Below are 21,813 nucleotides of genomic sequence, written 5' to 3' on the forward strand. Positions count from 1 at the left end.
TGTGGGAGAGTAGGACACCGCCGGACTTCCTTTAACAGAAGGGCCACCCAACGCTGGGTGGCCCTTCTGCATTTACCGGGCACCTCGCGGTACGTTGGCATTCATGACGGAACTGCATCCCCGCACGCAGCGCGTTGCCGATCGATTGTCCGAGGCGGGCATTGCCGGTGAGGTCGTCGTGCTGCCGGACTCGGCGGCGACTGCGGCTCAAGCTGCCGCTGCACTGGGCGTCGAGGTGGGCGCGATCGCCAACAGTCTTGTCTTCTGGTGCGACGGTGAGCCGCTTCTGGTGATGACCAGTGGTGCGCACCGCGTGGACACGAGCGCACTCGCGTCCCGTCTCGGGCGCGGTGAGATCCGCCGCGCCAAGCCGGATCAGGTGCTTTCGGCCACGGGCCAGGTGATCGGCGGCGTCGCACCGACCGGCCACCCCGCGCCGATCGAGACGATCGTCGACGAGCACCTCGCGTCCTACCCTCAGCTGTGGGCCGCTGCCGGCACCGCGCACACCGTCTTCCCGCTCACGTTCGATGAACTGGTCCGGCTCACAGCTGGCACGGTGCTCAGGGTGGACTGAGTTCCGCACGCCAGCGCTCCATGCGTGCGCGGCAGAAGCTCAGCCTGGCGCCGGGAAGGAGGCCCGCGCTTGGTTGAGCCCGGTCAGACTGAACATGCACAAGAGAGGGGGCGGCGGTCATTAGTGTGACCGCCGCCCCCTCTGCGCGTCCCTGCCAGGACGCTTCCATCGTTGGCGACTATCGGGCAGGCGACCCCAGCGGTGCCACGATCGCCGCGAGCCCCTCAAGTGCGCCGGTCAGCGGCTCGAAGCGATCGAGCTCGCAGGGGTCGTGCCCGGTGATGATGGCCGCGGCGTCCGAAGCGCGGAGCCAGTCGAGGGCCCGGTATGCCTGCGGCAGATCGGTCATCGACTGGAACAGCATGTCGCGATCGAGTTCCTCCTGGAAGTGCGCAGCGTCCGCTGCGAGGATGACCGGGCCGAGGGTCGTACGAACCCTTACGACCAGCTGACCCGGGGTGTGCCCGCCGAGCTCGATGAGCTCGACCCCCGGTGCGATCGTGGCGTTGCCGTCGATCGGCCGTACTCGGCCATCGCGTTGTGCGTCCAGGAGGTCGGCGACCTCCGCCTGGTCACCGAAGTGAGCGAAGAGTGGCCTCGTTGCGACGTCACTCGTCCAGAACTCCAGCTCCCGTCGACCGATGTAGACCTGCGACGCGGTGAAAGCGCCCACGTTGCCGATGTGGTCGTAGTGGGCATGTGTCACCACGAGCGGATGGCCGTCGCCGGCGTTCAGCCCAATGCGGCTCAGCGCCTCGAGCGGGTCGATGAGCACCTCGCGCCCCCGCTTGGCGGCGCCGAGAGCCGAGTATCCCGTGTCAACATGGATCACCTGATCACCGCTGCGCAGCACCCACAGGTAGTAGTCGACGGTGAAATCGTCGTCTTGCTCCCCGTAGAACGCGTAATTCATGTACACGTCGCTACGTCGGGTTGCCCGCGTTCCGTGCTTGATGATCAGGATCTCCCAGTCTTGCACTGGCCGCTCGCTCTCTTCGCTCGACCGATACAGACCTAGGCGCCCGAGCCGCCTTCGTGAGCTTTGACGGTCGGTTCGATGCCGTCAGCTTCGACCACCTCGCGCCAGGCGTCGAACCCCGTCTGGAACGCGACGACGCCCGCCTCGGGGAGGGCGATCTCGATGGCTTCGAGGATCTCGCGGGGGGTGAGGCCGAGATCGAGTGCGACCCGGATATGAGACTGGATGTGTCCCTTCGAAGCACGCATCACCGTGAGGGAGACGATGAAGATGAGCTCCTTGGTCTTGCGGTCCAGAGTGCGCTGGTCGAGGTATGCGGCAGAGACCAATCCGTTGGCTGCCTGAAGCACGGGGAAGTCCTGCTTGGCCATGACCTTGTGGTAGTCGAGAACGTAGCCCCGAGTGCTCGCCATGTGGTTGATGTATTCCAGGGCGTCCTGGCTGTTTTCTGTCACGTGTCCTCCTAAATGATCGGCGTATTGAAGTATCGTTCGTAGGCGCGAGTGATCTCGGTGTGGTCCGGATACTCGCCAAGCAGCTCGCGCACGCGGCTCAACAACTCGTACGATGCCTGGGTGACGGGAGTGGCCCCGTTGGGCGTCTCAATCCCCATCGCGATGCCCAGATCCTTCAGCATGAGGTCGTATGCGAAGTTCGATGCGTAGGTCTCGGTGAGAATGTGGTTCGGGAATTTGACCTGGCTCGCCTGACTCATGCCGGTCGACGTGTTGAGCACCGCGATCATGCGCTCAGGCGCGATACCGGCGGCTCGACCCCGGATGAGCGCTTCCGTTGCCACAGCCAGATTCGTCGCGCTGACGAGGTTGTTGATGGCCTTCGCCGCGTGACCGGCGCCGTTGCCGCCGACGACCACGATCTCCTTGCCGACCGCCTCGAGATAGGGGCGGGCGCGCTCGACTGCACGGGGCTCTCCGCCGACCAGAATCGCGAGCTCGCCGGAAGTCGCCTTCGCTACTCCTCCGGAAACCGGCGCATCGACGTAGTCGATTCCGCGCTCCACGGCCTTGGCTGCCAGCTTTCGGGTGCTGTCGGGGACACTCGAGCCCATGTCGATGACCAGGGCGCCCGGCTTGAGCTTCTCGAGCAGCCCCGAGTCCACAAGGATGGACTCGACGTGCGTGCTCGTAGGCAGCATGAGGATCATCGTGTCTACGACGCCGATGTCGTTCAGCTCGTAGAGCGGCGCAGCCTCGGAGTCCTCAACAGCGAGATCGATATTCTCTCGAAGGATGTCGTGGACGACGGTGGGGAAGTGCCGGGAGATGTGCCGAGCCATGGGGCGTCCCATGCGCCCGAGGCCGATGAAGAGTGTGTTGCTCACTGTGCCTCCGTGGACTGTTCGAAGTACTGTCTGGCGATGACTGCTGCGGCCTCAACATGCGCGACGCTCGCTGCGTATGCTGCCTCGGGGTCACCTTGTGAGATGGCGTCGACGACGCGACGCAGCTCGTCGACCATTCGGGGGCCTCGGCCCGGCTCTGAGAGCGTCACCCGACGGAGCTGGCTAATTCGGGCTTGAACACTTTCGAGCTGTTCGCCGATGATCTCGTTGCGGCTCGCTCGGATCAGCGTGCCGTAGAACGTGTTCTTCAACTCGATCAGCTCTTCCGATCCGGGCAGGCTCTGCTCGATCGTGTCGAGGCTGTCGCGCAGCGCCTGGGTGTCTTCCGGGGTCGCGTGGAGAGCGGCGAGTCTCGCGGCGGTCGCTTCGAGCGCGGCGCGCACTTCGTAGAGCTGGCGTGCCTCCTCGGCCGTGATCTCCGAGACCACTGGCCCCACCTGGGGCTCGATGCGAATCAGACGTTCGGACTCCAGCTGTCGTAGCGCTTCGCGAACCACCGTTCGACTGACGCCGAGCTCCTCGAGAAGAACGCGTTCTTTCAGTCGTTGGCCCGGCGCGATGCTGCCGTTGAGGATGCGGCGTCGCAGTTCCTCGCGGGCCTGCTCGCGGAGTGGCGCGGCTTGCCGCTCGATCATGACGGCTGCTCCTTCAAGTTGGTCTGGCAGGTCGAGTTCATGGAACGGGTGAGGATGGTGGCGAGACTGCGATGGGCGTCTGATCGGTCACCGGCCCCAGATGCTGGTACCGCCGTCCAACGTCACGACGGAGCCGGTCGCGAACGCGGACCGCTTAGACGCGAGCCAGACGATGCCTTCCGCGATCTCCTCGGGTTCGCCCATCCGGCCCATCGGGGCTCGGCCGTTGAGTGAATCGAGGAGGCCTTGCGGATCTTCTGATTTCTGCACCATATCGGCGAAATAGGGCGAGTTCACGGTGCCGGGTGCGACTGCGTTCACGCGGACGCCATCGGCGATGTGGTCGAGCGCCATGGCGCGGGTCAGAGCCGAGACCCCTCCCTTCGAAGCGACATACGCTGCCCGATCGGCGATCCCCATCTGGGCGGTGTAGGAGGAAGTGTTGACGATCCGGCCCTTCGTCTTCTTCAGCGCGGGCATTGCGGCCCTGGAACACAGAAACACGCCCTTGAGATTCACCGCCATCAGCTGATCCCACGCCTCCTCGGGGGTTTCTTCGATCGAACCGCGAAAGCCGAAACCTGCGTTGTTGCAGAGGACGTCGATTCGCCCATATCGCGAGAGCACGGTCGCGAACGCCACCTCGACGGAATTGCTGTCACTGACGTCAACGCCGACGGCGATGTGGCGCTCGGGCCGAGGAAGTTCCTTCACCGCCGCTTTCGCAGCGTCCAGGTTGCGGTCGAGGATGGCTACCAGGGCTCCCTCTTTCGCGCTCAGCTTCGCCGTGGCAAGACCGATCCCGCTTGCTCCGCCCGTGATGACGACGACCTCATCCTGCAGATTCACTTAGCGTCCTCCATATTCAGTGCTCACTCTATGCAGCCCAAAGTCCGTCTCAAGGGCGCACGATTTGCCGGATCACGTGACCTTCCTTGAGGCGATCCATGGCCGCGTTGATCTCGGAGAGCGGAAGCTCAGAACTGATCAGGCGGTCGATCGGCAGGCGCCCGTCAAGGTAGAGCTGGACGTACCGGTCGATGTCCTGACCCGGTAGGCCCGACCCCATGTACGAGCCAGTGATGGAGCGGGCCTGCGTGACGAGATCGAGCAGGTCAAGCGGCGCCGTCACCCCCGGCTTCGGCAGGCCGATCGTCACGAGGCGGCCGGCGGTGTCCAGAAGCGAGTACGCGGTCTGGAATGCAGCCGGGTGCCCGACGCACTCGACGACCAGATCAGCACGGACGCCGACCTCGAGGGCCTGTGCGGGCGTGTAGGTCTCATCGGCGCAGATCTCGCGCGCCTTCTCCAGCTTGCTCGCCAGCTGGTCGACCGCGACGACCTTCTCGGCCCCGACGGCCTTGGCGACGAGGCCGGCCGCCAAGCCGACTCCACCCATTCCGACGATCGCTACCGTCTCGCCCTCTGAAAGGCGGCCTGAGTTCAATACGGCGCCCCCGCCGGTGAGTACGGCGCAACCGAGAAGCGCCGCGACTTCGGACGGCACCTCGTGGGGGACCTTGAAAACCGAGGCCTGGTCGACGACGGCGTGGGTAGCGAACACGGATGCGCCCCCGTGGTGGTCTACCGGGCCGCTGCTCCGGTGCAGGCGTCTGCCGCCCGCGAGCATTTCGCCTGTGGCGTTCGCCTGGAGCCCGCGAGAGCAGAGGCGCCATTGCGCCGACTGGCAGTTCTCGCATTCGCCGCAACGAGGCATGAAGATGCATGTGACCTGGTCGCCGACGGAGAAGGCGGTCACCGAGGAACCGACAGCTTCGACGATGCCCGCGCCTTCGTGGCCGAGCGCCATGGGGACCGCGCACTCCCGTGCGCCCTGCACGCGGGAGAGGTCGGAATGGCAGACCCCCGCCGCGGTGATGCGCACGAGGAGCTCGGTGGGTCCAGGCTGGTCAAGCTCAAGTTGCTGGACGCGTACGGGCTGAGAGTCAGCGAAAGGCTCCGACGCTCCCTGTCGTTCGAGCACCGCTGCGGTGATCTTCACACGGCCTCCTTTGGCTATCGGTCCCGACTCGTCGGTAAGACTATATTACCGTAATACGGGAATCGTACAGCGTTCCCGGCTCCCCTGAGCCGAGGGCGATCCCGCTGGTGGCAGCAGTGGCCTCCGCTTGACATCATACGGTATTACGGTAATCTGCCTTGAGGCTGATGCCACCTCACATCAACCTGGCCCGACGGGGATCACCACCCCTCCGCGGCAGCAAGCAAGGACGAGCCTTGCTTCATTCAACGCAGAATGGCGGGAGTAGCTAATGACGAAGTTTGAGCGGAGCGCAGACTCGAGGACGAGGAGACTGGCGGCGCTCGGGATCGCGGGTGTGAGTGCGCTCGCTCTCGCGGGGTGCAGCGCCAACGCAGGCGGCGGCGCAGATGCGTCCGGGGGCGAAGGACCGGCCCCGGTCACGATCCGCGCGATCTGGCCCGTGAGCGTCCAGATGCCCGACACGACGGGCTTCTTCGAGGCCTTCATTCCCACGCTCGAAGAGCACGCGGACTGGATCACCCTCGACGTGGTCGGTGGTGCCGAGGTTGTGCCCGGTAACGACCAGATCGAAGCGATCTCGAACGGCGCTTTCGACATGGCGTTGGTGTTCCCCGCCTACCTCGAAGGGCTGATTCCCGGTGGGGCCTCGATCCTGATGACATCCAACCTGCTCCCGAGCGAGGAACGCGAGGCGGGAACCGCCGAGTTGCTCAATGAGATCGTGTTCAACCCGCACGGCGTCACGTACCTCGGGGAGATGCAGTCAAACAACTGGCATTCGCTGTACCTGGGCAAGGACCAGTGCGACGCCATCGATCCGGCTGACCCCTCGCTCAGCGGTCTGCTGATCCGCGGTGGCGAGCAGTACCGTCCCGCAGTCGAGGCGCTGGGCGGAGAGATCGTCAACATGCCCGTGGCCGAGGTCTACACCGCGCTCGAGCGAGGCGTGATCGACGGGTACGGCATGGGCCAGGCCAACCTGGCGCCGCAGGGGCTTGAGCCGATCACGGGCTGTGAGCTGCAGCCCTTCGTCGTTCCGGCCACGGCGCCGCTCGTGGTGAACACTGCGTGGTGGGAGGGGCTCGAGGAGGAGACTCGCACGGCTATCAGCGAGGCGGTCGTGCTGTCGGAGCCGCGGATCGACGAAGCCTTCGAGCGAGTCATCGCTGAGTACCGTGAGAGCATGCTCGAGGCGGGCGTTGAGGTCATCGAGTTCAGCCCCGAGTTCGCGGAGTCCTACCGCGCGGAGGTCATGGATCGGGCCTGGTCCAGGGCGATCAGCCTCAACCCGGAGTTCCAGCGTCTGCGCGACCACTGGTGGGGCGACAACTAAGCAGCACCTCGTAGCTCTGCTCACAGGGGCCACCGCGTCACCGGACGGTGGCCCCTGGCGAAGCCTCGCGTCTTCGCGCGAGCAATGGAAAGGACAACCCTCTTGGTTCGCGGGATTTTTGAAGGTGTGCTGAAGGCGGCGGCCGGCATCGCAATCGCGTTGGTGCTGCTCATGCCGGTGGCCATCATCGCCGATGTCCTCTCACGTGCCCTCTTCTCGAAGCCACTGCCCGTTGTGTTCGAGGGAACGGAGTACGCGATGCTCTGGGTGCCGCTGCTCGCTGCGCCGATCATCACCTGGTACAACGACCACATCGTCGTCGACCTGATCGATGGCGCTTACAACACGAAGCGCGGGGCGCTTATCCGGACCATCGCGACAATCGCCAGCGCGCTGATCTCGGTCGTGTTCCTCTCGGTCCTGGCTGTCATGGCTTGGGACTCGGTGGTCCAGGCATTCACTGGCGGCTATGTGATGCAGACCACCCTCGCGCCACCGCGCTGGCTCATCCACTCCGTAATCCCGGTGTCAGCCACACTCTGCGCCTTCACCTTCGCGGTGTTCTTGGTCAGCACCATCGCAAAGACCATGCGGCGCAGCCCCGTCGCCGCGGCCCGACCCGGATCAGATTAGAAGTCAGGATTTCCGATGGAATGGTATGTCACTCTGGCGCTGATTCTGGGCTCGCTGCTCTTCCTGCTCATCGTCCTACGCGTCCCGGTCTTCGTTGCCTTGCTCGGGATCGGGTTGGTGATTCTCATCGCCGAATACGGCTGGACGGCTGCTTCTCGGCAAGTTCCTCTCGGTTTCGCAGCGAGCTTGTCGCTGCAGACTCTGGCGCCGGTGCCATTGTTCTTCCTCATGGGCGAGGTGCTCTTCCGCACCGGCATGGTCGAACGAGCTATCAACTCGATCACGCTGGCGCTCGACAGGCTGCCGGGGAAGTTGTCCGCTAGCGCGACGAGTGCCGGGGCAGTGCTGGGAATCGTCTCGGGCTCCGCGACCGCCACGACGGCTCTGCTCGGCAAGAACCTCATCCCCGAGATGCGGAAGTACGAGTACAAGCCGGGCCTCGCGATCGGATCGATCATGTCGGCCGGTGGCCTGTCCATGGTGCTGCCACCCAGTACCGTCATCGTGGTGCTGGGCGCGACCGCGCAGATCCCCATCGGCCCTCTGCTCATCGCGGGCCTGATCCCCGGCTTGCTCATGGTCGCGGGCTACTTCGTGCTCCAGACGATCTGGGTGCTCAAGTTCAACGGCGATGGCACGGAACGAGCGCACATGGAGGGCGTCGTTCGCCCCTCCTTCTGGCAGCGCACCAAGGAGCTTCCCTCCTCCCTTCTGCCACTGATCGTCATCTTCGCTCTGGTGCTGGGCCTGATCCTGTTCGGTATCGCTACGCCGACCGAGTCCGCGGCGTTCGGTGTGCTCGCCGCGGTGCTGTTCGCGGCAGTGCAACGCCGGCTGTCCCTCAAGCTGCTCTGGGAAAGCGCGAAATCAACGACGATCACCGCCGGCTCGCTCCTCCTTCTGATCGCCGCTGCGGGCAGCTTTTCGCAGGCTCTCGCGGCCAGCGGCGTCCTGCCCGGCTTCCTGCGCCTGTTCAATGACCTCGAAGCACCCACGCCGGTCATCCTGATCCTGCTCTTGCTGATCACCGTTTTCCTGGGCCTGTTCCTCGAATCGATGTCGATCATCATGATCACGGCTCCCTTCTTTGTGCCGATCATCGCTGGGCTGGGCGTGGACTCCATCTGGTTCGGCGTCCTGTGGCTCATCGCTCTGCGGATCGGGCTTGTCACGCCGCCGTTCGGACTCGAACTGTTCGTGATGCGACGCGTGGCACCGATGTTCTCGATGGGGACCATCTACAAAGCCGCAGTGCCATTCGTGGCATCGGACGTGATCGTGATGGCTCTGATCTTCGTCTTCCCCGTGCTCGCGACAGCGCTGGTGGCGGTGGGGTGACGGGCGTCATCACGCGGCGCGTGAAAGCGCGTCGATGAGGTCGAGAGGCTCGGGCGCAGGTTCGTTGGAGCTTCTCGACCTCATCGAGCATTCGGTTCGCGCAGACCGGGAAGCGACACCTGCGCTCGCGGGTCCGAGTGAGATGTCCGCGGCGACGATTCGTGCGCGGCAGAGGCGCTGCGGTGGATGAGACGGTGCGACTGGTGCTCGCGGGCGCCCCGATCGTCGCCCTGCTCGCGATGCTTGTCCTCCGCATCCGTACGATGATCGCGGCGCTCGCCGCCCTTGGGCTGCTGCTCATTCTGAGCTTCGAGTTCCCGATCGGTGGCGGGTCTCTTGGCGACCTCGCCTCTCGGATGAGCGGTGTACTGCTCTCAGTCGTCCTCATCATGTACGGCGGCATTCTGCTTGCCGAGATGCTCGCCGCATCGGGCGCTCAGGACCGCATCAGCGCCTGGCTCAATCAGGCTGCAGGCAGCCGCGACCGTGCCATATTTCTGATTGCGTTCACCGTCGTGCCGCTGGCTGAGTCGGCCATCGGCTGGGGCGTCGGGATCGTCGTCGGAGTGCCGTTGCTGATCCGCGTGGGGCTGCCGCCGGCGCGAGCAGCGACTGCCGCGCTGCTCGGTATGACCCACAATGCGTGGGGATCCCTCGGATTGAGCCTGCTGCTTGTTGAGAGCATGAGCGGCCAGCCGTTGAACGCGCTCGGCTTCTGGGCAGCCGTCTTCACACTCCCCGTCCTTCTCGTGCTCGGTGTGGCGCTTGTGCTGGTGGGCCTCCAGCGTCCGCGTGCGGTCGGCGCGTTCGCTCAGATGCTCGTCGTGGTGCTCGTCATCTGGGGTGCGCTGCTCGGCGCGAACCTCTGGGTCAGCCCGTCCCTCGCTGGAGTCGCGGCCCCGCTCGCAGGGCTCGCCATGTTGCTCGGTTTCTCCCGAGTCCGAGGCCCGCTGCCGCGTCTATCAAGAGCGACGGTCTTGGCGTTTGCTCCGTACTGCTTCCTCATCACGTCGATGGCCGGCGCGCTGACTCTCGCCGGTTTCGTCGACGTGGCTGACCTCCGTCCCATCGTCACGAGTCCGGCGCTGTGGCTCGTCGTGACAGCAGCGGTTACGCCGCCGATCGTCAGGCTCAAGCGCGAGCAGCTGCGCGAAGTCGTCGCGCGCGGAACTCGGATCTGGTTTCCCGCGTTCACCACAACGAGCCTCTTCATCTTGTTCGGATCGCTCCTGTCGGTGAACGGCATGGGGGATGCGCTGGCCGCGGGAGCCGCGAGGCTAGGAGCCGGCTTCGTGCTGATCGTTCCGATCGCGGGCGCCCTCGCGGGGTACCTGACAGTCTCCAATCTCTCTGCCGCCTCTATCGTCACGCCAGGCACGACCCACGCCTCGAGCAGCCTCGGCCTGGACACGGCTGTCGTGCTGGGCGCGCAGAACGCGGTGAGCAGCACAGCGATTCTCGCTTCCCCCGCCCGGGTCGTCTTGGCGGCGACGCTCGCGTCGGAGATGGGGTCGCGCGAGGATGCCACTATCAGTCTCGCCAAGGTGACCGGCATCGTCGCCGGGGTGAACGCGGTGATCGTCGCGCTTGTGACGCTCGCGCTCGCTCTGATGCTCCTGGTGTAGACGTGTCGGCATACCTCCGGTGCGAGGCCGCACATGTCGCTCCCTGATGCCAGCCGGTGTCACGTATCGTCTGCTCTCTCAGCCGAGCAGGCCGTGGGCGAGGCGCCCGGTCGGCGGCCGACGTCCGCCGGGATGAGGCACACGCTTGCTGGGGCCGGATGCGCCCGGCGCGTCGGTGATGCGAGGATCTCAGCCATGACCACCCGATTCCATTCCGGGGTGGCGGCTCCTCGGCCGCTGCCACCTCAGCGTCCGGCGCGGGCCTTGCGGTGAGGAGGGCAGAGCGGTGAGCGACCCCGCGGGGCGTGCTGTCGTCGAAGACGGAGAGCTCGTCCTCCACACCGACCGCGACAAGCTGTTGCGAGCGCTGCGGTACAACACGCGCTACGTCGCCGTCTACGCTCTTCTGGTCGCGGGCCTCGCCGCCGGTATCGTGGCCGTGGCCGTGACCGGGATCGGCCGCGGTCCGACATACCTCCTGCTCGGGTTCCTGCTGGTGCTTCTCGTCGGGAGCCTCGGGATGGGGCTGTGGCTGCGCGCGCGTGTCCGTGGTTTCCTGCGGGTGGACGGCCCGTTCATCGTCGTGAGCCGGGCGGGAGTCGCCGTCGACGGCATCCCACGGATCGCCTGGGGCGACGTGCTCGGGGTGATCTACGGCGACAGCTCCGAGAACCTCCGCACGGGCAATGGCGTCGCACGCTGGATGAAGAACCTGACCTATCAGGCCGGTGGAGCACAAGTGTTCCTCCACGTCGGCGTCCGTGAACCCAAGAGATACCGTGCCGCAGCGAGTGGCCCGCTTGCGCGCTACGTGTCGGCGCTCGACATGGGGCTGCTCATGCATCTGGATACCGCGCTCGATGATGCGCGACTCGCACGACTGCGCGGCGCCCTGCGCGCTGCCACGGCCCAGGCCGGGGTCCGCTACCTCGAGACCTCGGACACCCGGCGCATGATGCGCGCCGCGAGCAGCATGGCCACGGGGCGGCCCATGCGGCGCGACCCCTGATCACCGCGGCCTTCCGCGCCTGCCGCCGACCAGGTGCTCCCGCAGGACAGAAGGGTCTCGTCTCCGCCACGGCGTCCGGGTACTCTGGCCGCAGAACCGAGCCGAAATTGGTTCGGACCGTCCGCCGGATACGAGACGCGGGGTGAGAGGTGTGGAGGATCCGACCGCCGAAGGCGTGGCCGAACACGGTCAGCGTGCTGCATCGCGCCCGCCGGCGGGCCGGTTGACGGAGTGGCTCACGCGAGAGGGCGTCCGTGTCTCGCCTTCGGGCGATGCCCAGATCCTCATCGATGAGGGTGAGGCGGTCCATACCGTCTCCGAGCGCGGCGGCGTCTGGACTGTCCAGACCCGCGTGCGCGACGACGACCGCGGTCCCGTAGTCAGGTCGGCGCGGTGGGAGGACATTGAGCGCTTCGTCATGATGGTCTATTTCTCGACGATCCGCCGCAAGCATGGTCTGAGTCCCGTGGGACCGCTTGCGAGGGCGGCGGCGGACGGCTCAACAGGCGCAGCCGACGGCTACTCGATCAGCCCGGATCCCGCGGGTGGAGTGACCCTCATCGCTCCCGACGGGCGCACCGTCTGGTTCACTCGCGACATTCAGGCCGCAGCTTTCAGCCGGTACGACAAGTTCACGGCGGATGAGCTCCGCGCGCAGGCGACGACCCTGGAAGCGGCCCTCGCGGAGCGAGCTGGAGCATGAACGACGCGATGACGAGGTTCGTGGAGGCGGTGTCGCGGCTGCCGGTGTATCGGGGGTTGTCGTGGCGGGCGGCGGACTTCGCGTTGACGACGCCGTTGACGACGGAGATGCCCATTCCGACGAGCCGGGATGTTCGGGTGGCGACGGAGAACTTCCGGGTCGCCGGTGCGCACCTTTTCGTGACGACGGGCGCACGCGAAATCGGGCCGCTGGCGGCGAACCCCGCGGAGCAGGAGGTCGTCCTGTTGCCGGGTGCGCGACTGGTTCCGGTCTCGGCGTTGCACGAGGTCGAGGGGGTGAAGGTGCAGGTGGTGCTCGAGCAGCCCCCCGCGAACGAGCCGCTCCCGGAGTATCCCGACGACGAGGGGATCGGGACGCTGATCCGGGATGCCCGTTCTCGGGCGGACGTCGCCGTCACGAGCCCTGGCCGGTTCGGGGCTTAGTGCCATCGGTCCAATGACTCCGCGGATGACCCCAGGGGTGTGACGTCGTGACGGATCAAGCGAGTGCCGTGGAGGAGTACCGACGGCGCGGGGCGCAAGCCATCGCAGAAGTCGAGCGCATCCCCGACCGATCGCTGAGCGACCCGGGTGTCAAGCAGCGAATCGCGCACGTCATCGAGCAATCGGTGGAACGCGTGAGCGACGGCAGAGCGGTGGAAGACGGTCTCACGGCCGAATCGCTCGCCCGAATGCTCGTCGACGCAGGGGGTCCTCGTGAGCCGGGCCACTCGACGGAGTGGGCGTTTCGGCGTCTTGCCGATCTGCGGACCGCCATCGCCTTCACCTCAACCCGTGGAGCGGCGTCATGAGCAGCCCGGGTTCAGGCGGCGATCGCGGAGGATCCGGGTCTCGAGCCGCCCTCGTCGCTGTTCGACGGGTTCGCGCAGGAGCGGCGATGACCGGCGGCCCTCGCTCGCCGGCGCGAGAGAGAGGACGTGTATGGCTGAGGAAAGAGGCCGCGATGGCCGCCCGGCGACCGTGCTGGAACGTGCGATATCCCGGGCACAGCAGGCAACGCTCGATACCGGGACCGTGCTCTGGGTGCTCGCGGCGTCCGACGTCGTGATCATCAACGAGGGACCACCCGAGGGTGATCAGTTCCCGGACCGGCCGCTCGTCGTGGCGAGGGCCGGCGCCACCTTCCTCGCCGTGTACACCCACCGCGATCTCGCCGCTGAGGCGACCGGCGGCGAGCGGGTCGTCGTTCACGTGCCGGCCCTCGAGGTGCTGAGACGCGTGCCCGCGAGCGCCGGGCTCGTGATCAACCCCGGGCGTGCGCTGGGGCTCGAGATCCCCCCGACCGGTCTGCGCGCCTTCACCCTCGACGTGCTCGAGACATCCGTCAGTTGGTAAAAAACACGATGGGCGACAGGGCCCGTCGGCTGACGAGCATCTCGCTTCCTACCCGCCCTCGCATGTGCTCGACGATGTCCCACTTGATGCCGGAATGGACCTCTCAATCCGGCACAAAGTGGGACACGGGAGACGTGTAAGCGGCACAAAGTGGGACACGGGAGACGTGTAAGGGGCACGAAGTGGGACACGGGCGCGCGCGACGGATGGCGGCGCGTCAGCCGAGCAGGGCATGGGCGATCGCGTAGATCGTCAGGCCGGCGAGCGCGCCGACGACCGTGCCGTTGAGCCGGATGAACTGCAGGTCGCGTCCGACCATCAGCTCGATCTTGTCGGTCGTCTCCTTCGGATCCCATCGCTCGACGGTGTCGGTGATGAGCGACGCGATGTCGTGACGGTAGCGCTCGACGACGAACACCGCGGCATCCGTAACCCACGTGTCCACCCGCGTGCGCAGCGTGGGGTCCTCCTCGAGGCGGGCACCGATCTCGACCAGCGCCGCCCGGATCCGCTCGCGCAGGCCGCTCTCCGGATCCGCCAGCTCCCGCAGCAGCCCCTGCTTCGCGACGTCCCAGGCCTCGCCCGCCAGCCTTCGGATCCGGGGGCTGTCGAACAGCGTCGACTTGGCCTGCTCCAGCCGAGCTCGCGTCACCGGGTCGTGCTGGAGGTTGTCGGCCAGCCGCGCGAGGTAGGCGTCGATCGCGCGGCGGGCCGGGTGCTCCGGGTCCGCCTGCACCGCGTTCACGAACGTGACCGCCTCATGGTGCACCGTCTGGTCGACCAGGCGCTGCGCCACCGACGGCACCCACGACGGCAGCCTCCGCGAGACGAGTCCGTCGAACGCGTCGGGGTTGGCCTCGAGCCAGGCGGCGACCGTCTCGGCCGCCAGATCCACAGCCCCGTGGTGAGCCTCCGACTCGATCACCCTCTCGAGCCAGCCGCCGATCGGCTCGCCCCAGCCGGGCTCGATCAGGTGGGAGCGCGCGAGCGACTCGATGACGTCCTGCACGTCCTCGTCGCTCAGCGCCCGCAGCACGCCCTGAGCCAGAGCGCTTCCCTCGGAGGCGACGCGTTCGGCGTTGTCCGGCTGCCGCAGCCATCCGCCCAGCCGTGCCGCGATGGGCGTGGTCGCGAGCTTGGCGCGCACCACGTCGGCCTCGAGGAAGTTGGTCTCGACGAACTCGCCCAGGTTGCGTCCGATCTCGTCCTTGCGAGTCGGGATGATGGCGGTGTGCGGGATGGGCAGGCCGAGCGGGCGACGGAACAGCGCCGTGACCGCGAACCAGTCGGCCAGCGCGCCGACCATGCCGCCCTCCGCCGCCGCCCGCAGGTACGCCAGCGCGGGCACCTCCTGCTGGAAGGCGAAGCCGACCACGAACAGGGCCGCCATGAGCAGCAGGGCTCCGAGGGCGATCGCCTTCATACGGCGCAGCCGGCGGCGGCGCTCCTCGTCGGCGGGGGACAGGAGGGTCGTCAGCGGGTTCGCCGGTCTCGAGGCGCAGGCCATGCCCGCCATCCTCGCATGCGCCTCATACCCGGCAGGGGTACTCTCGCGGTGTGATCGAAGACATCCAGAAGCGCGCCCTGCACCGCACCCGCATCCTCGAGGGGCAGCTGCGCGGCCTCGGCCGGATGATCGAGAACGAGGACTACTGCATGGACATCATCACGCAGTCGCGTGCGATCCAGCGCTCACTCGAATCCCTCAACCGCCTGCTGCTCGAGAACCACCTGCGCACCCACGTCACGCACATGTTCGAGCACGGCGACGAGGAACGCGAGCGCGCCGTGGCAGAGCTCCTGCGGGCCTTCGATTTCGACGGGCGCTGACGCGGCCCGGCGCGACTACTGCTCCAGCGGCCCCAGCCACGCGGCGGCCACCGTGGCGTGAGCCGACTCCGGGTCCGAGGGATGGAACGCGCCCGCGAGCACGTCCCGGTACAGGCGGGACAGCTCATTCGACGCGAAGTACGACGAGCCGCCCGCGACGAGCATCGCGTCGTCGACGATGCGCTTCGCGGTGCCCGTCGCCCGGTGCTTGACGCCGGACAGGAGCGAGAACCACCGGGAGCCGTGGTCGGCCTGCGCGTCGACGTCGTGAGCGAGGGAGGCGAGCTGCGGAGGCAGCGCGTCGTACGCGAGCGCCATGTCGGCGATGTGCCAGCGGATGTCGGGGTCCTGGCTGAGGGGCTTCCCGGTCTTCTTCGAGCGGCGGCCCTCCGCCGCGGCGACCGCCAGATCGAGAGCGCGCCGCGCGATGCCGGTGTAGACGGATGCGAGCAGCAGCTCGAACGTGCTGAAGATCCCGAAGACGATCGGATCCGGGTTCGGCCCGGGCGGGACGCGGCGCACCACGCGATCCGCGGGGGCGACGACGCCGTGCAGCTCGGTCGTGCGGCTCTGCGTGCCGCGCATCCCCAGCGTGTCCCAATCGTCGCGCGTCACGACGCGCTCGTCGCGCGGCACGAACGCGTACACGAGCTTCGGGCCATCCGGTGACGCGGTGTCGAGACCGTGCAGGCCCAGTTGCGTCCACACCGGCGCGAGCGACGTGAAGATCTTGGTGCCCGTGAAGGCGTAGGCGCCGCCGGCCAGCGGCTCGGCGACGGTGTCGCTGCCGAACAGCACGAGATCGTTGCCGGCCTCGCTGATGCCGAACGCGAACACCTCCCCCGCGGCCGCGCCCTCCTGCACGAAACGCAGCTCGTCCAGGCCGCGGTCCCGCATCATCTTGGCCACGCCCGTCCATACCAGATGCATGTTCACCGCGAGCGCCGTCGCGGGCGCCGCCTCGGCGAGGCGCTGCTGCAGCACGCACGCCTCGGCGAGCCCGAGCCCGGCACCGCCGCGATCGGCGGGGACGAGCACGCTCAGGTATCCCGCCTCGCGCAGCTCGGCGAGGTCCTCCTCCGGGAAGACGTTCCTCGCGTCCACGGAGGGGGCGCGGTGCCGGATGCGCTCGACGAGCGCGTCGGGCAGGATGTCGCGGGGATCGAAACGGGTCATCGGAGCGCCTCCCGCAGCAGTCGCAGAGTGTCTTCGGGCTTGTCCCGGTGCGGCGAATGACCCGCACCGGGGACGATCGTCATCGTGATCGCCGGGTTGGACGCGAGCACGGCCTCGGCGACCTCGCCCGTGAACAGGCTGTAGACCCGCGGATCCGCCCCCAACACGTGCGTGGGAACCCGCAGGCGCCGGGCGGCGTCGCGGACATCCCACGTCGCGTTCTGGCTGCTCGTCTGCTCCACGGCCCACCGGCTGGCTCGGGCGACGGCGGCGACCTTGAGCTCCAGGTCGTGCGGATGCCACTGCGGATGCTCTTCGCGCACCGCCTCGATGCGGTTGTCGGCGAACGTGCGCTCCTGGCTGCGGCGGATGATCCCCGCGTCGCGCTCGCCGACGAAGAGCGCGGGGTCCACCAGGACGAGGCGGCGTGTCCATCCTGGGTCCGCGGCGGCGGCGACCGTCGAGGCCGCGCCGCCGAGAGAGTGCCCGATGACGACGTCCCAGGCGTCGCCGTCGCCGGGCCGCACGCGCGCGACATCGCCCGCATACGCGGCGACCGAGTAGTCGAGCGCGCGCGGCGCGTCGCCGTGACCGCGCAGATCGACCGCCGTCGCATGCCATCCTTCGTGAGCGAGCTCGGTGCCGAATCGCCACATGAGGGCGGCCGATGAGCCCAGTCCGTGCACGAGCAGCGCGCGAAGCGGAGCGGCCGGCTCGCCCCATTCCAGGCGGGGGAGCGCGACGGGGGACGGGGCCGAGGCGGACATGCGGTCAGCCTAGCGACGGGCGGGGACGCCGGCGCCGAGTGGCGGGTCGCCGGAGGGCGTTCAGCGGATGACCGGCAACTGCTCCGTGTCGGGGATGGGGGAGGCGTCGCGGTGCCGCAGGTCCGGGAAACCGCGATGGAAGACCGCCGCCACGAGCGCCGCGCTCACCACGAGCGCCACGCTGACGACGTAGGCGCCCGCGGGGCCCACGCCGTCGATCGCGAAGCCCGCGGCCATGGACCCGAGCGCCGCTCCGATGAGCTGACCGGTGTTGATCCAGCCGTACGCCTCGGCGGTCTCGCTGAACTTCACGCTGGCCGACGTCGACGCGAGCATGACGGCGAGCGCGGGGGCGAAGCCCACGCCGGCGATGAACAGCACCGCGCCGAGCCACCACGGATTGTCGATCCACAGCAGCGTCAGGCCCGTCCCGAGCGCGACGATGCACAGCCGCCGCGCGGTCGACCACGGGCTCATGGGGATGCCGCCCGAGCCCAGACCGCCCGCCAGGCTGCCCAGTGCGAAGACCGCCAGCACGAGGCCCGACTCCAGGCCGCCCTCGCCGAAGGCCGCGACGACGCCCGCCTCGACGGCGGCCGCGGAGCCGATGAACAGCACGCCGATGACGGTCGCGAGGACGACCGTCGGTTTGCGCAGGACCCGACCGATCGCCGCGCGGCTGCGGGGGATCCGGACGCGGCCGACCTCGGGCGACAGGATGAACCAGGCGCCGCCGAGCACGGCCACTGCGACGACGACGAGGAGCGCGAGGACGGAGGAGACCTGGATCGCGAGGAACGTCACGAGCACCGGCGCCATGACCCAGATCATCTCCTGCAGCGAGGCGTCGAGAGAGTAGAGCGCGGTGAGCTGCCGGGCGTTGACGAGCTTGGGGTAGATGGTGCGCACGGCCGACTGCACGGGCGGCGTGGACAGGCCGGCGACGAGGCCCAGCAGCACGAGCACGGCGACGGGGGCCACGATGAGGGCGAGTGCGGTGAGCGCCGCGGCGTACACGAGGGTGAGGAGCGTCAGCACGGGCCGCATCCCCCAGCGGCCCATCCAGCGGCTGGTCACGGGGCCGGACACGGCCTGCCCGATGGACACCGCGGCGAGCACCGTCCCGGCCGCCGCGTACGAGTGCGTCAGGTGCTCGACATGGATGAGAAGGCCGAGGCTCACCATGCCGGACGGGAAGCGCGCGGTCAGCTGGGCGGCGATGATACGCGCGACTCCGGGCGTGCGGAGGAGCTCACGATACGTCGGCACTCCCTCACGGTAAGCCCGCCCGGGGAGACACGCCGCGACACGCCGAGGACACTTCTTCACACCGTGTGGGATGTCCGAGGCCCTCTCTAGCGTTGTACCTGTGGACAGCCCCGAACGGGGGTCTCGCGGCCCGCGATTTTCCGCGGCTCTGAGGCGTCCGAGACCGGCTCGCGCTGTGGACGGATCGGTGGACAGAGCTGTGGTGAACGGGTGGAGAGCGGTGGAAAATGACAAGCGTGTAACTACTACTGCTTGTGGTGCGCCGGTTTGTCCGCACCCATATGTAGTATTGAGGTCCCGGCGGCGGTCCGCCGGGGAACAGACGGTTTGTAAGGGGAAGAAGCGCCATGGCGATCACGGTTTACACGAAGCCTTCCTGCGTCCAGTGCACGGCGACGTACCGCGCGCTCGACTCGAAGGGCATCGACTACGAGATCCACGACCTGTCGCAGGACCCGGCCGCTCTCGAGCAGGTCAAGGCCCTCGGCTACATGCAGGCCCCCGTCGTCATCACGGACGAGGACCACTGGTCGGGCTTCCGTCCCGACAAGATCGACGAGCTCGCCTCGCGTCTCGCCTGATCGGCGCCGCCACAGCGCCATCGGCGGGATCGGCGGGCGACCGGGGGAGATGAGATGACCACCGCGACAGTCACCGAGACTGACGTCCCCCTCCTTGTCTACTTCTCGAGCGTGTCCGGCAACACGGCGCGTTTCATCGAGAAGCTCGGGAAGAGGGCGGTGCGCATCCCGCTCCGCAGCGGCGAGGAGCCCCTGGTCGTGGACGAACCCTACGTGCTCGTCACCCCCACCTACGGCGGGGGCGACGGACGCGGGGCGGTTCCCAAGCAGGTCATCCGCTTCCTGAACGACGAGCGCAACCGCCGCGGGATCCGGGGGGTCATCTCGGCGGGCAACACCAACTTCGGCGAAGGTTTCTGCATCGCCGGCGACATCATCAGCCGCAAGTGCCACGTGCCTCACTTGTACCGGCTCGAACTCTTCGGCACACCCGACGACGTCGTGCGCGTCAGCGATGGATTGGAACGATGGTGGAAGCAGCAGTGACCACGGAAGTGGACTTCAAGCACAACCCGAAGTTCGACGGGCTGGACTACCACGCCCTGAACGCGATGCTGAACCTGTACGACGAGAACGGGAAGATCCAGTTCGATGCCGACAAGCGCGCGGCACGCGAGTACTTCCTGCAGCACGTCAACCAGAACACGGTGTTCTTCCACTCCCTCAAGGAGCGCCTCGACTACCTCGTCGAGAAGGAGTACTACGAGGGCGCGGTCATCGAGAAGTACCCGTTCGAGTTCATCGAGCGCCTCAACGACTTCGCGTACGGCAAGAAGTTCCGCTTCGAGACGTTCCTCGGCGCCTTCAAGTACTACACGAGCTACACGCTCAAGACGTTCGACGGCAAGCGCTACCTGGAGCGCTTCGAGGACCGTGTCGTCATGACCGCGCTCGCGCTCGCCGACGGCGACCAGGACCTCGCGTGGAAGCTCGTCGACGAGATCATCTCGGGCCGCTTCCAGCCCGCGACGCCCACGTTCCTCAACGCCGGCAAGGCCCAGCGCGGCGAGCTCGTCAGCTGCTTCCTGCTGCGCATCGAGGACAACATGGAGTCGATCGCCCGAGGCATCAACTCCGCGCTGCAGCTGTCCAAGCGCGGCGGCGGCGTGGCGCTGCTGCTGTCGAACATCCGCGAGGCCGGCGCGCCGATCAAGCAGATCGAGAACCAGTCGAGCGGCATCATCCCCGTCATGAAGCTGCTCGAGGACTCCTTCAGCTACGCCAACCAGCTCGGCGCGCGTCAGGGCGCCGGCGCGGTGTACCTGTCGGCGCACCACCCCGACATCATGAAGTTCCTCGACACCAAGCGCGAGAACGCCGACGAGAAGATCCGCATCAAGACGCTGTCGCTGGGCGTCGTCGTGCCGGACATCACGTTCGAGCTCGCCAAGAACGACGAGGACATGTACCTGTTCTCGCCCTACGACGTCGAGCGCGTGTACGGGGTGCCGTTCGGCGACATCTCCGTCACCGAGAAGTACCGCGAGATGGTGGACGACCCGCGCATCAAGAAGACGAAGATCAACGCACGCAAGTTCTTCGAGACGCTCGCGGAGATCCAGTTCGAATCGGGCTACCCGTACATCATGTTCGAGGACACGGTGAACCGGGCCAACCCGATCAAGGGCCGGATCAACATGTCCAACCTCTGCAGCGAGATCCTGCAGGTGAACACGCCGACGACGCTCAACGAGGACCTCTCGTACGACCAGATCGGCAAGGACATCTCCTGCAACCTCGGGTCGCTCAACATCGCCCTCGCGATGGACTCGCCCGACTTCGGTCAGACGGTCGAGACGTCGATCCGCGCCCTCACCGCGGTCAGCGACCAGAGCCACATCCGCTCGGTCCGCTCGATCGAGGACGGCAACGACAAGTCGCACGCCATCGGCCTCGGCCAGATGAACCTGCACGGCTACCTCGCGCGCGAGCGCGTCCACTACGGCTCGGAAGAGGGCCTCGACTTCACGAACATCTACTTCTACACGGTGCTGTTCCACGCCCTGCGCGCCTCGAACAGGCTCGCGATCGAGCGCGGCCAGGTGTTCGACGGCTTCTGGGAGTCGAAGTACGCCACGGGCGAGTTCTTCGACAAGTACACCGAGCAGGAGTGGGCGCCGAGCACCGCGAAGGTCAAGGAGCTGTTCAAGAACCACCACATCCCGTCGCAGGACGACTGGCGCGAGCTGAAGGCCTCCATCCAGAAGCACGGGATCTACAACCAGAACCTGCAGGCCGTCCCGCCGACCGGCTCCATCTCGTACATCAACAACTCGACGTCCTCGATCCACCCGATCGCGTCGAAGATCGAGATCCGCAAGGAGGGCAAGCTCGGCCGCGTCTACTACCCGGCGCCGTTCATGACGAACGACAACCTGGAGTACTACCAGGACGCGTACGAGATCGGCTACGAGAAGGTCATCGACACGTACGCTGCCGCCACGCAGCACGTGGACCAGGGCCTGTCGCTGACGCTGTTCTTCAAGGACACCGCCACCACGCGCGACATCAACAAGGCGCAGATCTACGCGTGGCGCAAGGGCATCAAGACGATCTACTACATCCGCCTGCGCCAGATGGCACTCGAGGGCACGGACATCGACCAGTGCGTCAGCTGCACGCTGTGACACCGGAT

24 protein-coding genes are annotated in these 21,813 nt (G+C 67.1%); 14 read left to right on the forward strand and 10 right to left on the reverse strand.

Features of this window, described 5'->3' with window-relative positions; all coding sequences use genetic code 11:
* Nucleotides 1-103 precede the first annotated feature (103 nt).
* Nucleotides 104-577: a YbaK/EbsC family protein gene (locus tag IEX37_RS12155; RefSeq protein WP_188756545.1), complete on the forward strand. Its 474-nt coding sequence runs from the start codon at nt 104-106 to the stop codon at nt 575-577.
* A 178-nt stretch (nt 578-755) separates the two neighbouring features.
* Here IEX37_RS12155 and IEX37_RS12160 read toward each other — a convergent pair whose 3' ends face one another.
* From IEX37_RS12160 to IEX37_RS12185, 6 genes are all read right to left on the reverse strand, one after another.
* On the reverse strand, nt 756-1,490 hold the full coding sequence (locus IEX37_RS12160) for an N-acyl homoserine lactonase family protein (RefSeq protein WP_188756546.1): 735 nt from the start codon (nt 1,488-1,490) through the stop codon (nt 756-758).
* A gap of 101 nt (nt 1,491-1,591) precedes the next feature.
* A complete protein-coding gene (locus tag IEX37_RS12165; protein ID WP_229663242.1) occupies nt 1,592-2,011 on the reverse strand; it encodes a carboxymuconolactone decarboxylase family protein in 420 nt (139 codons plus the stop codon).
* A gap of 8 nt (nt 2,012-2,019) precedes the next feature.
* Nucleotides 2,020-2,898 carry an NAD(P)-dependent oxidoreductase gene (locus IEX37_RS12170; RefSeq protein WP_188756547.1) on the reverse strand — a complete coding sequence of 293 codons (879 nt, stop codon included), beginning with the start codon at nt 2,896-2,898 and terminating at the stop codon, nt 2,020-2,022.
* Nucleotides 2,895-3,554, reverse strand: coding sequence for a GntR family transcriptional regulator (locus tag IEX37_RS12175; RefSeq protein ID WP_188756548.1), 660 nt, complete (start codon nt 3,552-3,554; stop codon nt 2,895-2,897). Before IEX37_RS12175 ends, IEX37_RS12170 begins: the two co-directional genes overlap by 4 nt.
* A gap of 87 nt (nt 3,555-3,641) precedes the next feature.
* Nucleotides 3,642-4,403, reverse strand: coding sequence for an SDR family oxidoreductase (locus IEX37_RS12180; RefSeq protein ID WP_188756549.1), 762 nt, complete (start codon nt 4,401-4,403; stop codon nt 3,642-3,644).
* Nucleotides 4,404-4,452: 49 nt separating this feature from the next.
* Nucleotides 4,453-5,556, reverse strand: coding sequence for an alcohol dehydrogenase catalytic domain-containing protein (locus tag IEX37_RS12185; RefSeq protein ID WP_188756550.1), 1,104 nt, complete (start codon nt 5,554-5,556; stop codon nt 4,453-4,455).
* 442 nt (nt 5,557-5,998) lie between these two features.
* On the opposite strand from IEX37_RS12185, the gene dctP reads away from it, so the two are divergent.
* The 9 genes from dctP to IEX37_RS12230 all read left to right on the forward strand — a co-directional run bounded on the left by dctP (nt 5,999) and on the right by IEX37_RS12230 (nt 13,555).
* Nucleotides 5,999-6,892: a TRAP transporter substrate-binding protein DctP gene (gene dctP / locus IEX37_RS12190; RefSeq protein WP_188756551.1), complete on the forward strand. Its 894-nt coding sequence runs from the start codon at nt 5,999-6,001 to the stop codon at nt 6,890-6,892.
* Nucleotides 6,893-6,994: 102 nt separating this feature from the next.
* On the forward strand, nt 6,995-7,525 hold the full coding sequence (locus IEX37_RS12195) for a TRAP transporter small permease (RefSeq protein ID WP_188756552.1): 531 nt from the start codon (nt 6,995-6,997) through the stop codon (nt 7,523-7,525).
* A 15-nt stretch (nt 7,526-7,540) separates the two neighbouring features.
* Nucleotides 7,541-8,863: a TRAP transporter large permease subunit gene (locus IEX37_RS12200; RefSeq protein ID WP_188756553.1), complete on the forward strand. Its 1,323-nt coding sequence runs from the start codon at nt 7,541-7,543 to the stop codon at nt 8,861-8,863.
* A 203-nt stretch (nt 8,864-9,066) separates the two neighbouring features.
* Nucleotides 9,067-10,488 (forward strand): L-lactate permease, encoded by a 1,422-nt coding sequence (locus IEX37_RS12205; protein WP_188756554.1) that lies wholly within the window; start codon nt 9,067-9,069, stop codon nt 10,486-10,488.
* Between the two features lie 286 nt (nt 10,489-10,774).
* The gene (locus IEX37_RS12210; RefSeq protein ID WP_188756555.1) at nt 10,775-11,497 is read left to right on the forward strand and encodes a hypothetical protein; all 723 of its coding nucleotides are present in this window, start codon (nt 10,775-10,777) and stop codon (nt 11,495-11,497) included.
* 142 nt (nt 11,498-11,639) lie between these two features.
* A complete protein-coding gene (locus IEX37_RS12215; protein ID WP_194461748.1) occupies nt 11,640-12,200 on the forward strand; it encodes an Imm61 family immunity protein in 561 nt (186 codons plus the stop codon).
* Entirely contained in the window at nt 12,197-12,643 is a 447-nt protein-coding gene (locus IEX37_RS12220; RefSeq protein WP_194461749.1) for a hypothetical protein, read from the forward strand. The genes IEX37_RS12215 and IEX37_RS12220 overlap by 4 nt, the downstream gene beginning before the upstream one ends.
* A 68-nt stretch (nt 12,644-12,711) precedes the next feature.
* Complete coding sequence (locus tag IEX37_RS12225) at nt 12,712-13,011, forward strand: hypothetical protein (protein ID WP_188756558.1); 300 nt, start codon at nt 12,712-12,714, stop codon at nt 13,009-13,011.
* A 130-nt stretch (nt 13,012-13,141) separates the two neighbouring features.
* Complete coding sequence (locus IEX37_RS12230; RefSeq protein WP_188756559.1) at nt 13,142-13,555, forward strand: SseB family protein; 414 nt, start codon at nt 13,142-13,144, stop codon at nt 13,553-13,555.
* A gap of 217 nt (nt 13,556-13,772) precedes the next feature.
* On the opposite strand, the gene IEX37_RS12235 is transcribed toward IEX37_RS12230, so the two are convergent.
* Nucleotides 13,773-15,062, reverse strand: a complete 1,290-nt coding sequence (locus IEX37_RS12235) for a DUF445 domain-containing protein (RefSeq protein ID WP_188756560.1) — start codon at nt 15,060-15,062, stop codon at nt 13,773-13,775.
* A 50-nt stretch (nt 15,063-15,112) separates the two neighbouring features.
* On the opposite strand from IEX37_RS12235, the gene IEX37_RS12240 reads away from it, so the two are divergent.
* Nucleotides 15,113-15,385 (forward strand): metal-sensitive transcriptional regulator, encoded by a 273-nt coding sequence (locus tag IEX37_RS12240; protein WP_188756561.1) that lies wholly within the window; start codon nt 15,113-15,115, stop codon nt 15,383-15,385.
* A gap of 15 nt (nt 15,386-15,400) precedes the next feature.
* Here IEX37_RS12240 and IEX37_RS12245 read toward each other — a convergent pair whose 3' ends face one another.
* From IEX37_RS12245 to IEX37_RS12255, 3 genes are read right to left on the reverse strand one after another with little or no spacing between them, the layout of a single operon-like run.
* Nucleotides 15,401-16,561: an acyl-CoA dehydrogenase family protein gene (locus tag IEX37_RS12245; protein WP_188756562.1), complete on the reverse strand. Its 1,161-nt coding sequence runs from the start codon at nt 16,559-16,561 to the stop codon at nt 15,401-15,403.
* A complete protein-coding gene (locus tag IEX37_RS12250) occupies nt 16,558-17,328 on the reverse strand; it encodes an alpha/beta fold hydrolase (protein ID WP_188756563.1) in 771 nt (256 codons plus the stop codon). The genes IEX37_RS12245 and IEX37_RS12250 overlap by 4 nt, the downstream gene beginning before the upstream one ends.
* A 60-nt stretch (nt 17,329-17,388) precedes the next feature.
* Complete coding sequence (locus IEX37_RS12255; RefSeq protein WP_188756564.1) at nt 17,389-18,597, reverse strand: MFS transporter; 1,209 nt, start codon at nt 18,595-18,597, stop codon at nt 17,389-17,391.
* 347 nt (nt 18,598-18,944) lie between these two features.
* Between IEX37_RS12255 and nrdH the strand changes: the two genes are divergently transcribed.
* The 3 genes from nrdH to nrdE are packed head-to-tail and all read left to right on the forward strand — an operon-like array spanning nt 18,945 to nt 21,805.
* Nucleotides 18,945-19,178, forward strand: a complete 234-nt coding sequence (gene nrdH, locus IEX37_RS12260) for a glutaredoxin-like protein NrdH (protein ID WP_188756565.1) — start codon at nt 18,945-18,947, stop codon at nt 19,176-19,178.
* A 54-nt stretch (nt 19,179-19,232) separates the two neighbouring features.
* Complete coding sequence (gene nrdI, locus IEX37_RS12265; RefSeq protein ID WP_188756566.1) at nt 19,233-19,664, forward strand: class Ib ribonucleoside-diphosphate reductase assembly flavoprotein NrdI; 432 nt, start codon at nt 19,233-19,235, stop codon at nt 19,662-19,664.
* Nucleotides 19,646-21,805, forward strand: a complete 2,160-nt coding sequence (gene nrdE / locus IEX37_RS12270; RefSeq protein WP_188756567.1) for a class 1b ribonucleoside-diphosphate reductase subunit alpha — start codon at nt 19,646-19,648, stop codon at nt 21,803-21,805. Before nrdI ends, nrdE begins: the two co-directional genes overlap by 19 nt.
* The last annotated feature ends 8 nt before the right edge of the window (nt 21,806-21,813 follow it).

The organism is Microbacterium album (assembly GCF_014643695.1).
Classification (GTDB): domain Bacteria; phylum Actinomycetota; class Actinomycetes; order Actinomycetales; family Microbacteriaceae; genus Microbacterium; species Microbacterium album.

Excerpts from the sequence above, each read along its gene's own strand:
- nrdH (WP_188756565.1), top strand. The coding sequence starts at position 18,945 with ATGGCGATCACGGTTTACACGAAGCCTTCCTGCGTCCAGTGCACGGCG.
- IEX37_RS12220 (WP_194461749.1), top strand. The coding sequence starts at position 12,197 with ATGAACGACGCGATGACGAGGTTCGTGGAGGCGGTGTCGCGGCTGCCG.
- IEX37_RS12230 (WP_188756559.1), top strand. The coding sequence starts at position 13,142 with ATGGCTGAGGAAAGAGGCCGCGATGGCCGCCCGGCGACCGTGCTGGAA.
- IEX37_RS12250 (WP_188756563.1), bottom strand. The coding sequence starts at position 17,328 with ATGTCCGCCTCGGCCCCGTCCCCCGTCGCGCTCCCCCGCCTGGAATGG.
- IEX37_RS12235 (WP_188756560.1), bottom strand. The coding sequence starts at position 15,062 with ATGGCCTGCGCCTCGAGACCGGCGAACCCGCTGACGACCCTCCTGTCC.
- nrdI (WP_188756566.1), top strand. The coding sequence starts at position 19,233 with ATGACCACCGCGACAGTCACCGAGACTGACGTCCCCCTCCTTGTCTAC.
- IEX37_RS12200 (WP_188756553.1), top strand. The coding sequence starts at position 7,541 with ATGGAATGGTATGTCACTCTGGCGCTGATTCTGGGCTCGCTGCTCTTC.
- IEX37_RS12155 (WP_188756545.1), top strand. The coding sequence starts at position 104 with ATGACGGAACTGCATCCCCGCACGCAGCGCGTTGCCGATCGATTGTCC.
- IEX37_RS12160 (WP_188756546.1), bottom strand. The coding sequence starts at position 1,490 with ATGAATTACGCGTTCTACGGGGAGCAAGACGACGATTTCACCGTCGAC.
- nrdE (WP_188756567.1), top strand. The coding sequence starts at position 19,646 with ATGGTGGAAGCAGCAGTGACCACGGAAGTGGACTTCAAGCACAACCCG.
- IEX37_RS12245 (WP_188756562.1), bottom strand. The coding sequence starts at position 16,561 with ATGACCCGTTTCGATCCCCGCGACATCCTGCCCGACGCGCTCGTCGAG.
- IEX37_RS12175 (WP_188756548.1), bottom strand. The coding sequence starts at position 3,554 with ATGATCGAGCGGCAAGCCGCGCCACTCCGCGAGCAGGCCCGCGAGGAA.